Source organism: Tepidicella xavieri, assembly GCF_004363315.1.
GTDB classification, from domain to species: domain Bacteria; phylum Pseudomonadota; class Gammaproteobacteria; order Burkholderiales; family Burkholderiaceae_C; genus Tepidicella; species Tepidicella xavieri.
Map to the genome: position 1 here is coordinate 93,812 of NZ_SNYL01000003.1, position 13,768 is coordinate 107,579.

The 13,768-nt window shown below is 68.7% G+C and carries 10 protein-coding genes; 1 reads left to right on the plus strand and 9 read right to left on the minus strand.

Annotation, left to right across the window (positions count from 1 at the left end):
* Positions 1 to 2: 2 nt before the first annotated feature.
* From DFR43_RS03310 to mltA, 5 genes are all read right to left on the minus strand, one after another.
* Positions 3 to 914, minus strand: a complete 912-nt coding sequence (locus tag DFR43_RS03310; protein WP_133595943.1) for an ABC transporter permease — start codon at positions 912 to 914, stop codon at positions 3 to 5.
* Positions 915 to 930: 16 nt separating this feature from the next.
* Positions 931 to 1,911, minus strand: a complete 981-nt coding sequence (locus DFR43_RS03315) for an ABC transporter permease (RefSeq protein ID WP_133595944.1) — start codon at positions 1,909 to 1,911, stop codon at positions 931 to 933.
* Positions 1,912 to 1,981: 70 nt separating this feature from the next.
* Positions 1,982 to 3,553, minus strand: a complete 1,572-nt coding sequence (locus tag DFR43_RS03320; RefSeq protein WP_133595945.1) for an ABC transporter substrate-binding protein — start codon at positions 3,551 to 3,553, stop codon at positions 1,982 to 1,984.
* Positions 3,554 to 3,655: 102 nt separating this feature from the next.
* The gene (locus DFR43_RS03325; RefSeq protein ID WP_133595946.1) at positions 3,656 to 4,711 is read right to left on the minus strand and encodes a 6-phosphofructokinase; all 1,056 of its coding nucleotides are present in this window, start codon (positions 4,709 to 4,711) and stop codon (positions 3,656 to 3,658) included.
* A gap of 49 nt (positions 4,712 to 4,760) precedes the next feature.
* Positions 4,761 to 6,086, minus strand: coding sequence for a murein transglycosylase A (mltA, locus tag DFR43_RS03330; RefSeq protein ID WP_133595947.1), 1,326 nt, complete (start codon positions 6,084 to 6,086; stop codon positions 4,761 to 4,763).
* Here mltA and DFR43_RS13605 point away from each other — a divergent pair.
* A complete protein-coding gene (locus tag DFR43_RS13605) occupies positions 6,019 to 6,186 on the plus strand; it encodes a hypothetical protein (protein WP_164499692.1) in 168 nt (55 codons plus the stop codon). The two genes, mltA and DFR43_RS13605, sit on opposite strands and share 68 nt — an antisense overlap.
* A gap of 3 nt (positions 6,187 to 6,189) precedes the next feature.
* On the opposite strand, the gene DFR43_RS03335 is transcribed toward DFR43_RS13605, so the two are convergent.
* From DFR43_RS03335 to DFR43_RS03350, 4 genes are read right to left on the minus strand one after another with little or no spacing between them, the layout of a single operon-like run.
* Positions 6,190 to 6,822 carry a response regulator transcription factor gene (locus tag DFR43_RS03335; RefSeq protein WP_133595948.1) on the minus strand — a complete coding sequence of 211 codons (633 nt, stop codon included), beginning with the start codon at positions 6,820 to 6,822 and terminating at the stop codon, positions 6,190 to 6,192.
* Between the two features lie 7 nt (positions 6,823 to 6,829).
* A complete protein-coding gene (locus DFR43_RS03340; RefSeq protein WP_133595949.1) occupies positions 6,830 to 8,860 on the minus strand; it encodes a two-component system sensor histidine kinase NtrB in 2,031 nt (676 codons plus the stop codon).
* Position 8,861: 1 nt separating this feature from the next.
* The gene (locus tag DFR43_RS03345) at positions 8,862 to 9,668 is read right to left on the minus strand and encodes a carbon-nitrogen hydrolase family protein (RefSeq protein ID WP_133595950.1); all 807 of its coding nucleotides are present in this window, start codon (positions 9,666 to 9,668) and stop codon (positions 8,862 to 8,864) included.
* Positions 9,665 to 13,750, minus strand: coding sequence for a YhdP family protein (locus DFR43_RS03350; protein ID WP_164499693.1), 4,086 nt, complete (start codon positions 13,748 to 13,750; stop codon positions 9,665 to 9,667). The genes DFR43_RS03345 and DFR43_RS03350 overlap by 4 nt, the downstream gene beginning before the upstream one ends.
* Positions 13,751 to 13,768 lie beyond the last annotated feature (18 nt).

Here is a 13,768-nt window from a genome sequence, read left to right on the forward strand (position 1 = left end):
CCTCAGCGCAGTCGGGGGTTGAGGGCGTCGCGCAGCCAGTCGCCCAGCAGGTTGACGCTCAGGGCAATCAGCACCAGCACCACGCCCGGGAAGATGGTGATCCACCACTCACCCGAGAACAGGTAGTCGTTGCCGATGCGGATCAGCGTGCCCAGCGAAGGCGACGTGGGCGGCGCGCCCACGCCCAGGAAGGACAGCGTGGCTTCGGTGATGATGGCCGTGGCCACCTGGATGGTGGCCAGCACCAGCACCGGCCCGAGCACGTTGGGCAGCACATGCTTGCGCATGATGCGCAGCGGCGCCACGCCGATGACGCGCGCCGCCTGCACATACTCCTTCTGCCGCTCCACGAGGGTGGAGCCGCGCACCGTGCGGGCGTACTGCACCCAGCCGGTCAGCGAAATCGACAGAATCAGCACGCCGAAGGCCAGCGTCTCGTGGGCGTTGGGAAACAGCGCGCGGCCCACGCCGGCGATCAGCAAAGCCACCAAGATGGCGGGGAAAGACAGCATCACGTCGCACAGGCGCATGAGGAAAGCATCGAGCCAGCCGCCGAAGAAGCCGGCGAGCAGGCCCAGCGTGACGCCGACCAGCACCGACAGCACGACCGAAGCCACGCCCACGGCCAGCGAGATGCGTGCGCCATACATCAATGCCGAGAGGATGTCGCGCCCTTGGTCATCGGTGCCGAGCGGAAACTCCCAACGTCCGTCCGCGCTCCAGGCGGGCGGCAGGCGGGCGTTGCCCAATTCCAGCGTGGCCAGATCGAACGGATTGTGCGGAGCCACCCAGGGGGCGAAGGCGGCGCAAAACACACAGATGAAGGCAATCACGGCGGCCGTGATCGCAGTCGGAGAGGTGCGGAAACTGTAGCCGACATCACTGTCGAGCCAGCGTTTGAGTGTGGAAATCATGATGGGGGTCGCCTCCTCAATGCCCGCCAGCCTTGTCCACGCGCAGACGCGGATCGACGGCAAAGTACAGCAGGTCAACGATCAGGTTGATGACGACGAAAATCAGCGCGATCAGGCACAGATAGGCGGCCATGACCGGGATGTCGGCGAAGGTGACGGCCTGGATGAACAGCAGCCCCATGCCGGGCCACTGGAACACCGTCTCGGTGATGATGGCAAACGCGATCAGCCCACCGAGCTGCAGGCCGGTGATGGTCATCACGGGCACCAGCGTGTTTTTCAGCGCATGGCCGAAATGCACGGCGCGGTCGCTCAGGCCGCGGGCGCGGGCGAACTTGATGTAGTCGGTGCGCAGCACCTCCAGCATCTCGGCGCGCACCAGTCGCATGATCAGGGTGAGCTGGAAGATGGCCAGGGTCACCGCCGGCAACGTGATGTGGTGCCAGCCCTTGGCAGTCAGCAGGCCCGTGGTCCACCACCCCAGCGCGGTGACTTCGCCCCGGCCAAAGCTGGGAAACCAGCCCAGTTGCACCGCGAACACCAGAATCAGCAAAATGCCGATCAGGAACGTGGGCAGCGAGACCCCCAACAGCGAGACGGTCATGAACACCTGACTGAGGAAAGAGCCGCGGCGCAGCGCCGCGTACACCCCCATCGGGATGCCCACGATCAGCGCCAGCAACGCCGCCACCACGGCGAGCTCCAGCGTCGCGGGGAAACGTTCGGCAATGAGTTGCGACACCGGTACGCCCTGTCGCAGACTGATGCCAAACTGGCCCTGCATGGCATTGAGCAGGAAGTGCCAGAACTGGACGATGAACGGTTGATCCAGACCCAGAGCGGCGCGCATCTCGGCCACCTGCTCCGGCGTTGCGTCCTGCCCCAGGATGAAGATGACCGGGTCACCCACATATTGGAACAGCATGAATGAAACGAAGGCCACGGCGACCATGACGAGCACGGCCTGCCCGAGCCTTCGCAAAATGAAAGCCAGCATATCGGTAGGTCCCAGAAAGGGTATCGGGCCTGATGGCCCGATACCCTGTGTTGACGCAATCCCTGACGGATCAGTTGACCTTGACCAGGCGCCAGTCGATCCGGTTGTCGGCGCGGTGCACGACCTCGATGTTGCGCTTCATGGCCCAGGGGATGACCTGGTTGTGCAGCGGGATGTGCGCGACATCGTCATTTTGCAATTGCAGCGCCTCGGTCATGAGGGCCGTGCGCTTGGCCGGGTCCATCTCGACCTTGATCTGGTCGATCAGCGCATCCATCTTGGGATTGCTGTAGCGGCCCACGTTGTAGTTGCCGTCACCGCCCTGGCCCGGGGTGCGCACCAGCGACTGCAGCGAATACAGCGCATCGAAAGTGGGCACGCCCCAGCCCAGCATGTAGATGCTGGCCTCGTGGCGCTGGATCATGGGGAAGTACGTCACCAGCGGCATGGTGCGCAGCTTGGCGCGCACGCCGATGCGGGCCCACATGGCCGTGACGGCCTGGCAGATTTGCTCGTCGTTGATGTAGCGGTTGTTCGGACAGGCGAAGTCCACCTCGAAGCCGTTGGGATAGCCGGCATCGGCCAGCAGCTTGCGGGCGGCTTCCACGTCGAAGGGGAAGCGCTTGTGCACCCCTTCCGTCCAGCCGGCCACCTGGGGGGCCACCAGCGCGCCGGTGGGTTGGCCCAGACCACGCATGGTCACGCGGCTGATGGTGTTGGCGTCGATGGCCTGGTACAAGGCCTTGCGCACGCGCACGTCTTTCAGCGGGTTCTTGCCCTTGACGTCGCTGCCCACCAGCTCGTCGCGGTGCTGGTCCATGCCGAAGAAAATGGTGCGGTTTTCGATGCCGTCGAGCACCTTCAGGTTGGCGTTGGAGCGGATGCGGGGCAGATCCTGCGGGCTGGGATCGAGCACGAAATCGACCTCGCCCGAGAGCAGCGCAGCCATGCGGGTGGCCACCGCGCTGACCGGGGTGTAGACGATCTCGGTCACGTTGGTGGGGGCCGTGCCCCACCAGTTGGGGTTGCGCACCAGCACGAGGCGCTGATCCGGCTGCCACTCCCGCAGCATGAAGGGCCCGGTACCCATGGCATTGCGGTGGGCGAAGTTCTCGTCCTGCGTCTTGATGTCTTTGGGGGCGACGGAGTTGTTCTTCTCGGCCCACGCCTTGCTCATCATGCGCAACTCGGTGAGCTGGTTGAGCAGCACCGGGTTGAACGCCTTGGTGAAGATGTCGATGGTGCGGTTGTCGACCTTGACCACGCGGTCGATGCCCTGGGTGTAGGGCGTGAAGTTGGAGGTCGGCGCCATGGCCCGCTGCAGGGAGAACACCGCGTCGTCGGCCGTGAACTCCGAGCCGTCATGGAATTTCACCCCGCTGCGCAGGGTCACCCGCAGTTGGGTCGGCGAGACCTGGGTCCAGGACGTGGCCAGCATCGGCTCGATCTTGAACGTCTGGCTGTTGTAATAGACCAGGCTCTCATAGACCGCTGCGTGGATGCCGTTTTGCAGCGCGTTGTTCTGGGAATGGATGTCCCAGGTGGCGATGTCGCTGGCGCTGGACCATTTGAAGGTTTTGGCCTGCACATGGGCAGCCCCCAGCGCCAACAGGGCGGACAGCGCGATGAGTCGAAGTTTCATGGACTTGACACCTCAAAAAATGTAAAGCCTCGACTATGCAACAACCGTGCCCGGCACACGGTTGGGAGATACCCGAATGGGTCGGCGAACCGACAAGTGGCTTCAGGGTTCGCCCAAGGCCACCCCGATCTGCCGGGCGGTCTGCAACAGCGGGTGATCCAGCGGCACGCTGCGATGCTGGTGCGCGACATCGGCCAGGGCGATGCAGCCCAACTGCCCTTGCTGGAGGGTGACCATGCGGTCATGCCGCCCTGCCATGACGAGCTGCGCGGCCTGGTTGCCAAACTGGGTGGCCAGCACCCGGTCGAACGGCGTGGGCGAGCCGCCGCGTTGCACATGCCCGAGCACCGTGGCACGGACTTCGCTGTGCAGCAGCGGCTGCAACTGCTCGCGCAAGGCGTGCGCCACGCCGCCGAGCCGGATCGGGTCCGGACTGTCGGCAAGGCGGCGCTCCACCGTGAGCGCGCCACCGATCGGCTTGGCCCCTTCGCCAACGCAGATCACGGTGTAGCGCTCGCGCCGCTCGCGCTCCCGGCACACCCGGGCCACGGCCTCGATGTCGTAGTCGATCTCGGGCAACAGAATCACGTCGGCCGCGCCGGCAATCCCCGCCTCCAGCGCGATCCAGCCGGCATAGCGCCCCATGGTCTCGACGATCATGACGCGGCTGTGGCTCTGCCCGGTGGTCTGGATGCGCTCCAGCGCCTCGGTGACGGTGGCCACGGCGGTGTCGAAACCGAAGCTGCGTTCGCAGCCGACGATGTCGTTGTCGATGGTCTTGGGCACGCCCACGATGGGCAGCCCGTGCCGGCTCAGGCCGTGGGCGATGGCCATGCTGCCGTCCCCGCCGATGACGACCAGCGCATCCAGCCCGAGGCGCTGGGCGTTGGCCAGCGTCTGCGCGGTGGCTTCGGGCGTGGCCAGGGGGTTGGCCTTGTTGGAGGTGCCCAGGATGGTGCCGCCCTGCATGAGAATGCCGCTGACGGCGTCCCAGTGCAGCTCGCGCACGCGGGGACTGGGCGCCATGAGGCCGGCAAATCCGTCTTCGATGCCCAGCACCTGCGCGCCGGCCTGCCGCAGCAACGACTTGGTGACGGCGCGGATCACCGCATTGAGGCCGGGGCAGTCACCGCCACCGGTCAGTACGCCGATGCGCATGGGCATTCCTTCTGAAAAGTGAGGGTTTCATGGAATGAGCGGCACGGATTCAGGGCCGCGGCCACAAGGCCCACATCTGCAGCGGCTGCTTGATGCCCGCCGCCAGGGTGTAGGCCTCGTCGCCCCAGCCGGTGAAGAAATCGGCACGCACCGCCCCGATGATGGCACCGCCCGTGTCCTGCGCCATCACGAGCCGGCGCACATGGGCGAAGGGGCCGGGCGAATGGATCCACACCGGGGTGCCGTAGGGAATGCTGTCGCGATCGACCGCGATGGAGCGGCCCGGCGTGAGCGCCACGCCTTGGGCGCCGCGCGGGCCGAACTGGGCATCGAGCTCGCTCAGCGGCTCCTCGCGAAAAAAGACGGTGCGCGGGTTGCTCCAGAGCATTTCATCGACCCGCTGCGGGTTTTCCGCGGCCCAGGCACGGATGGCCTCCCAGGTGCCTTCGCGGATCCAGCCGCGGTCGAGCAGCCAGCGCCCGACGCTGCGGTACGGGTGGCCGTTGTGGGCGGCGAAAGCGAGCCGCACGGTGTGCTGACGGCCATCGGGCTCGGTGATGACGAGGCGCCCCGAACCCTGGATTTGCAACAGCAGGGCATCGAGCGGATCGGCCAGCCAGGCGATCTCGCGGCCGCGCAGCTGGGCCTGGGCGACGGGGTCGGTGGCGATTTGCTCGCGGGTGAACCAGGGCTGGCCGGCGCGCAAGGTGGGCGGCGCCGCGTACAGGGGGGTCTGATGCACGGCGTCGGGCTGGCGCCGCGCGGGCAGCACGGGCTCGTAGTAGCCCGTCAGCAGCCCTTGGGCCTGCCCGTCGGGCGCCTGAACGCGGTAGGGCTGCCAGCGCCGCATCACCCAGGCATGCTGCTCTTGCGGGCTGGCGATGCTGTGCTGGCGCACCTCGGCGCACAGCGCGCCGAGCACCGGCGCCGGGCGCTCGCAACTGCGCAGCCAGGCGTTCCAGACTTCGTGCAGGGCGTCGCGCCCCCAGCCAGGCAGCTCGCTCCAGCGCACCGGTTGCCACACGCTCTTGCCGCGCTGCAGGGGGGGCGGCAGAGGCTGGCTGTCGGCCCAGCGCCATTCGTCGTGCTCGGGCGTGACGACGGGCTGCGGCCAGTGCTCGTCCAGCGAAACCGTGGGGGGCAAAGGCGTCGGCACCGGGGCCGGCGCGGGCTGCGCCGGTGGGGTGACCGGCACGGTGGGCGGGGTTTCCGGCCGGGGCGGGGTGGCACAGGCCGCCAGGGTGCCTACAATCAAAGGCCATGCCACCCTGCGCCCCGCCAGGCGCAACCACACCGTCACCCGCTCCATGACCCTGTTGTTGCTCGAAGCGCTCGGCGCGCTGTTGATTTTTTTGTTCATCATCTGGTGGACCATGTTTTCCGGCCGCAAGAAAGGCGAGCTGCCGGATGACGTGGAACAGGAGAAGGCCGGCAAGCAGACGCCGCCGCGCCAGGAAGACCATCGGGACGCATGACGTTCACAGACCGCGCAGCAGGTTGACCAGTTCCACCGCCGAGCGCACGCCCATCTTGTCGAACACATGGGCGCGGTGCACTTCGACAGTGCGCACGCTGATGCCCAGTTCATCGGCCACCAATTTGTTGGGCAAGCCGCTGGCGATCAGGCGCATGACGTCGCGCTCGCGCTCGGTCAACGCCGCCACCCGGGCTTGCAGCTCGCGGCGGCTGCGCCGCTGCGCCTGCACCGCCGCCGCATGCCGCAGGGCTTGCTCCACCCGATCCACCAAGGCGTTGTCGGAAAAAGGCTTTTCACAAAAGTCGTAAGCCCCGCGCTTGACGGCATCGACGGCGGTGGACACGTCGGCATGGCCGCTCAGGAAAATGACCGGCAAGGTATCGAACCAGTCGAGCTCGCGCAGCCGCTCGAACAGCGCCAAGCCACTCATGCCGGGCATGCGCACGTCCAGCAGCAAGCAAGCCGGCGAGCGGGGCTCTTCCCAGCGGCTGGCCTCGTCCCAAAAGCGCTCGGCGCTGTCGTAAGGGATGCTCAGTAGACGCCGGGTGCGCAGCAGCCAGCCCAGCGCATCGCGCACGCTGGCGTCATCGTCCACCACGTGGACACAGGCATCGGCGACGAGAGAGGGGTTCATCAGGCCGTCATGATAGAGCGTCGGCGGCCGGCAGCGTGAACCGGAACACCGTGCCGCGGGGGGCATGGGCCTCGAAGCGCAGCCCCCCGCCGTGCTGCTCGACCACCGTTCGGCACAGGTTGAGCCCCAGCCCCATGCCTTCGGGCTTGGTGGTGAAGAAGGGCGTGAAGAGGCGCTCGGCGTCTTCGTCGGAAATGCCTCGGCCGTGGTCGGCCACGACGAACTCGACCCAGCGCTGGGTGCTGTGGGCCGCCGCGGTGCGCACGGGCTGGGCACTCAGGCGCAAACGGCGCAGCCCGCTGGCCGCCGCGGGCTCGCCCGGCGGCATGGCCTGCATGCCGTTGCGCGCCAGGTTCAGCAGCACCTGTTCGACCATGGTGCGGTCGCACCAGACGGGCGGGCAGTCGGCCGCCACCTGGACGTCAACCGCGATGCCGAGCTTGCGCGCCTGCAGTTGGAGCAGGGGCATGATGGCCTCGAACAGGGCCGGCACCGCCACGGCTTCGCGCTGCCGCTCGCGCCGGCGCACGAGATCGGCCACGCTGCGGATGACGCGCCCGGCACGCTCGGCCTGCTCCAGAATGCGCTGCAGCGCGGTGCGCAGCTCCGTGGCCTGCGGGGCCGTGTGCTCGACGTCCGGTCCAATGAGGTTGAGCGAGCCGGTGGCATAGCTGGAGATGGCCGCCAACGGCTGGTTGAGTTCGTGGCTGATGAGGGAAGCCATCTCGCCGGCCATGGCCAGCCGCGCGGTGGCCTGCAACCGCTCTTGCGAAGCCCGGTTGAGTTCCTCGACCTGGCGCTGCTCGGTCAAATCGACGATCGCGCCCATGTAACCGCGCTGCAGGCCTTGCGCGTCCAGCAGGGGCGCCTCGATGATGAGGACCGGGAAGCGGGTCCCGTCGCGGCGCAGATACACCGATTCGTACCCTTCGCGCGGCAGGATGTGCCCGGCCAGGCGAATGGCCTGCCGACGCCCGTATTCGTCGGCCAGCTCGGGCGGCCACCAGGGATAGGGAACGCCGGTACCCAGCAGTTCCTCGGCGCTCCAACCCACCATCTGGCAGAACGCGGGGTTCACGTAGGTGATGCGCCCTTCCATGTCGCGGGCGCGCAGGCCCGTGACCAGCGAGTCTTCCATCGCTTTGCGGAAGGCCAGCGCATCGGCCAGCTTCTGCTCGGCCACCTGGCGGCGGCGCAGGTCTCGCGCCAGCAGGGCCAGCACGCCCAGCAGGCTCAAAGCCAGCGTGCCAACGGCCACCGTCATCACATGCGGCAGCCAGCCCCCGGCCGTGCGTGGCTGCTCCAGCCGCAGGATGTAGGTGGCCCCCGGCAGGTCCACGAGCTGGTTGACGTGGATGACGGGCACGCCCGTGGGCAGATCGCCCACGATGGTCAGGCGGGTGCCGTCGGGCTCGGTCCAGGCGATGCGCTGACCGCGCCGGGCTTCGGCCGGGATGTGTTCCGTCAGCAGGGCGGCCATGGCATAGGTGGCCACCAGATAGCCGTCGGCGCGGCCGTCGCGGTTCAGCGGCAGGCACATCTCCATGAGTTCGATGCCCTGGCCCTGTGCCAAGGGCCAGAAGTAGCTGTTGGAGTAGGCCGGTCCACTGACCCGCTCGGCGTTGAGGCAGGCCTGGGAAATGTCGGGCAAGGCGTCTTGCCGTGGGCGGTAAGCGTAGACGCCGGGCAAATAAGGGGTGGCGCGGGCGGCCAGCACGCGCAGTTCGGGATCGCGCCACTCCAGGTGCACGATCTCGCGCTGCGCGGTCAGGATGTCAGCCGCCAAGGCGGCCCAGCTCGCCGGGGTGGGAGCGACGCTGTGCAGCGCCACGAGGTTTTGCACACTGCGCGTCAGGCCGTTGCGCACGTCCATGCCCATGCTCGCGGCGCTGCGCTCTAGGCGAGCCAGGGTCTGGGCCTCCTCGTATTCACGCACCAGGAACACGAGCACCGCAAGCAGGGCCACCACCAGCAGGCAGGTGAGCCCCCACAGCAGCCAGCGCCGCGACAGGCGGGCGGGCCCATGCGGCCAGGCCACCTCAGAACCGCCGGTGTTGCAGGGCCGGCAGTTGCTGGCGCACCTGCTGCAACCGGCTCATGGCGATGTCGGCCACGACCACGCCCGCGCCGCTGGCACGCTGGGCCAGCACCACCCCCCAGGGGTCGATGACCATGCTCTGGCCCCAGGTCTGGCGGCCGTTTTCATGGGAGCCGCCTTGCGCGCTGGCCAGCACATAGGCCTGATTTTCGATGGCACGGGCGCGCAGCAACACTTCCCAATGTGCTTGGCCGGTGGTATGGGTGAAGGCGGCCGGCACCAGCAGCAGGTCGGCGCCCAGCAAGCGGTACAGCTCGGGGAAGCGCAGGTCATAACACACGCTCAGGCCGACGCGCCAAGCCTGGCCCTGAGCGTCGGTGAGGGTGAAGGCGGTCGGCGTGTCGCCGGCGGCCAGCACGGCGGCTTCGTCGTAGCGTTCGCGGCCGTTGTCGTAGCGGAAGAGGTGGATCTTGTCGTAACGCGCCACCGGCTGGCCATCGGGGCCGAACACCAATGTGGCATTGGCGGCATGGGCCGGGTCGCTGGTGGCCAGGGGCAAAGTGCCACCCACGACCCACAGCCCGAAATCGGCGGCCGCGCGACTCAGAAACGCCTGGATCGGCCCGGCCCCGGGAGGCTCGGCGATGCGGAGTTTGTCGGCATCATGGCGCCCCATGAAGCAGAAGTACTCGGGCAACACCGCCAGTTCGGCCCCCGCTTCGCGGGCCTGTTCGAGCAAGGCACGGGCCTGGGCGAGGTTGTCGTCCAGCCGGGTGCCGGAAACCATCTGGATCGCAGCGACTTTCATGGGGCAGTGACTCCGGGAGCAGTGGCATCGGGCGATGGGGACGCAGCCGCATCGCCAGCGTGGATGTTACGCCGGTTCACGCGCTCGACCTGCGGATCGCTCCACGAACCGGTGATGCGAAACTGGCGTGTGGCCGCCTCCTGCAAGGGCTGACGCAGCAGGAATTGCGCCAGGAAGGTGCCCAGCCCGGTCACCGGGCTGATGACGGTGGCCACCAGCGAGGCGGTGCCCGCGTTGAGCTCGGGGATGACGACGGCGGTGAGGTCCTGGGTCTCGCGCACGATGTCGGCCTGCCCTTCCATGAGCACCGCGGCGCTGACCCCTTTCATTTGCAAATTGTTGGTATGGGCCACGCCCTCGGTGATGCGGGCGTTGCCGCGCACGAAGTCGAACGCGAAACCTTCACTGAAGACGTCGCGGAAGTCCAGCGCCAGCCGGCGCGGCAGCGATTGCAGGCTCAGCACGCCCAGCAGCTTGGCAATGCCAGGGTCGGCACGCAGGAACTGGCCGCGCTCCAGATCGATGGCCAGCCCGCCCCCCAGAGAAGGCGCATGAAAGGACAAGGGCGATCCCATCCAGCCGATGTGGCCCTCGATCCGGCCTTTGCCGCCACGCACCACATCGGGCATGCCGAAGCGGCTCAACAGCAGCCCGGCATCGTCGATGTCGAGCTCGATGCGCAGGGCGGTGCGGCGCGGCCCCGTCGGGTCGCCGGCGCTGGCGGCCCAGTTGCCGCTGGCACGCAGACGGGCCTCGGGCACCGCCAGGTTGAGCGTGTGTAGCCGCCATTCGCGCACCCGCTCGCGGGCCGCCAGCACCGCCTGGCGGTTGATGGCCTGGATCTCCAGCCGCCCCAAGTCGCGCCCGCCCATGCGAAAGCGCTCCACGACCAGGTCAATCGCAGGGATGGCCTCGGGCTGGGCCTGCAGCAGGTTTTCGACCTCCGTGGCACCTTGGCGCGACAGATCGAGCCGCGCCAGCCGGGCAAACAGTTGCCCCGGCACCTGGGGCGCATTGGGCTGATATTCGACATAGCCAGACAACTCGTCGGCCTCCACGGAAAAGCGCCAGCGGTCGCGCTCCCGGGTGCCGCCGGCGACCACGTTCTGGAACACCCGGCCCGCGTGCTCGATGCGCTGGGCCGTCAGGCTGAACTGGCTGGGCCAGTACGCCAGGCCTTCGTCGCCCCCTGGCAGGCCCGAGGCGCCGTCGAGCACCCGCTCCCAGGCCGCGGCATCGAAGCGATCGAGGTCGATCTGGGCCCGTACCCCCTGCGCCGGCAGGGCGGGGCGTTCACTGCGCACCGCCAAGGCGCCACGCAGCACCCGGGTGCGGCCGGCCACGTCTTCGCGCTGATAGCGCAGGCTCAGCAAGGGGCGCTGACCTGCGCCCAGCTCGACGCGCAGCTCGTCACGCGGCACCGTGGGCGAGGGGCTGTCGAGCGGTTGCAGACTCAGGCGCAAGGGCAGCACCACCCCGGCGGCCTTGTCGAAGGGCGGCGGCAGGTCAAGCGCCATGCCTTGCAGCCCCGATTCGATGCGCAGGGCCGTGCCCAGGGCATCGACACCCAGTTCGATCTCATACCCGGTCTGCCCGCTGGCCAGCCGCCCCAGCGGGGCCAACCAGGGCCAGTGGTCCTGCCGACCCAACGCTTCGGCCGTGACTTGGCCCTGCCCGCGAAACACCACGCGCGTTCGCCCACCCTCTTCCAGCATCCGGCCAGAAAACCGCACCGGCCCGCCGAGCACGCGGGCCGTGGCCGATGCCACCTCAAAGCCGCTCTCGCTGAACTGCACCGTGGCCTGCACGCCTTGCAGCCGGGGCGTCTCGGGCGTGATCTGCAAATCGTTGCCAGTCAACCTCACCTGCCCCCGCACGCGGGTGGCGTCCACATCTTCCAGGGGCATGGCCAGTTCCAGCGCCAGTTCCACCGCTCCGCTGCCGCGCGCGGCCGACAACGCCCCGGCGGTCATGCCGCGCACCGCAGACCGCTCCACGAAGGCCAGCGCCTCCTGCGCCGGCGCACGGATGAGCCCGCGCACGTCCAGCCGCGGCTGCTCGGCGCTGAAATCGGGAATTTCGGCGCGCGCTTCGACCACGCGCAAACCCGGCCAGGCCTGCGCCACGGCACGTGCGTCGTCGATCACGAGCCGGGTGCGGTCGATCTGCAGCCGCGCCTGCTCCACCCTCAGCCCGGGCCAGCCCAGGCTGGCGGGCGGCAGCAGATAGGCTGGCGCGTAGTCGAACAGCACGTCATGCAAACGGGCCGTGACCTCGAACGCTCCCGTTCCCGGGGCGTCGAACGGGAAATGCCACAAATCGCCGCGCACGCGAAAGCGCCCGTCCGTGGCACGCCCCTCGCGAATGGCGGTCTGCAGGTAGCGGCGCACGGTGGCGGGAATGTCCTGCGGCAGATAGCGGTACACACGGGCGCCGTCGGCCCGCAGCAGGCGTGCCTCCAGGTCCAGCACGCCGGGGAAGCGACTCTGCGCCGGGCTGGTGGCGGGGTCGGCGGTGTGCCAGCGCAGCCGGATGTCGGCCTCCACATCGGCGTTGGCCACCTGCAAGCGCGCAATCTCCACGTCGATGCGGTCGCCGTCCACCGTCCAGCGGATGCCAGCGGCCAGCCGATCGAAGGTCAATCGGGGCGCTTCGAACACGCCGGGAAATTCGAGGTGCCCCCCGTTGAGCGCCACGTCCGCCCGCCCACCGGCGGGCGTGGCCTGGAACACCACGTCCGCGCCCGCCACGCCGGGGCGGCCCAGCGCCTGCGGATCAGCCGCCGGCTCTGCCTGCACGCCCAGCCCGCGCAGCCGGCCTTCGGCCTTCCACGTGGCAGCCCGCGCGCCCGCGGCCGCGTGCCATTCCAGCCGGAAGGCATCGGCCAGCCCCTGGGGCGCCGTGCGCGCCAGCCAGCCAGACGCCTCGGCAGGCAGCGGCAGATGCCGGGCCAGTTGGGCCAGGGCCGCCAGTTCCAGCCGTTCGCCCGCCAGCTCGAACGACGTCAGGGCGCCGGTGCCATCCTGCACCTGCTGGTAACGGATGTCGCCGCCGGGCCAGCGCACGCCTTCGCCGGTCAGAAACGTCAGCCCCCGCGTGCTCAGCCGCGACATGGCCCCCAGGCGCTGCAACTCCAGCCGCGTGCGCAAATCGGCCACGGCCAAGGGGCCCTGCGCCCCATCCCATTGCAGCATCACCTGACCGAGCGCCAGATCGGTGACGATCTGCGGCACGCTGCCGCGTTGCCAGTCCAGCCACAGCCGCGCCCCGCCCCGCCCCTGCAGCAGTTCGACGCCGAATGCGGCCCGCGTGTCCAGATAGCGCCCGAGCCGCTGCATGTCCACCCAGGGCAGCTCGGCATACAACACCCCGCTCCAGTCCCGCACCTGGCCGGCACGCGTCTGCCACACGGGCCGGCTGAAGCGGCCTTGCACCTGCAACCGCTGCCCCCAGGCGGCCGGCGGCGTGGCGTCGAGGCGGAACTGGTGCTGACGCCCGGCATTCCGGCTCACGAAATCGATCGCTTGCAATTCGAGTGGCGGCGCGTCCGGCCGGGTATCGTCGGTCCAGCGCAGGGTGCCGTCGCGGATGGCAAATTCGGTTTGGGCAAAAAACCAGTCGGCCAACCGGCCGTCGCCCTGGCCGTCGGACGTGCCCATGTCTATCCCAGCGAGCAGCAGCCGGCCATCGGCCGTGCGGCGGATGTCGAGCACCGGTTGCTCGATGACGAGCTGATCGAACCCCAGCCGCCACAGCGAACGCACCGACAACGCCGCACGCACCTGCGCCAAGCGCAGCGCCTCGCGCCCCTCTTCATCGCGCAGCACCACATCCTGCAGCCGCAGGCTGGGCACAGGGCCGTCGGAACTGGCCGTCACCGCGCCGATGCTCACCGGGACCCCCAGCGCATGTGAGGCCAAACGCTCCAGGGCCGGACGCCACTCGCCGACTCGGGGCACAATCAGCCCATGCAACGCGCCCCAGCTCAGCCCGAACAGCAGCCATGCGGCCAGCACCAGCCAGAGCAAGCCTCTGGCCAGGGTGGCCCAGATGCGCAGCACGCGCGCCGGCGGGGAGGTCACACGAGTATCGAGCACGCG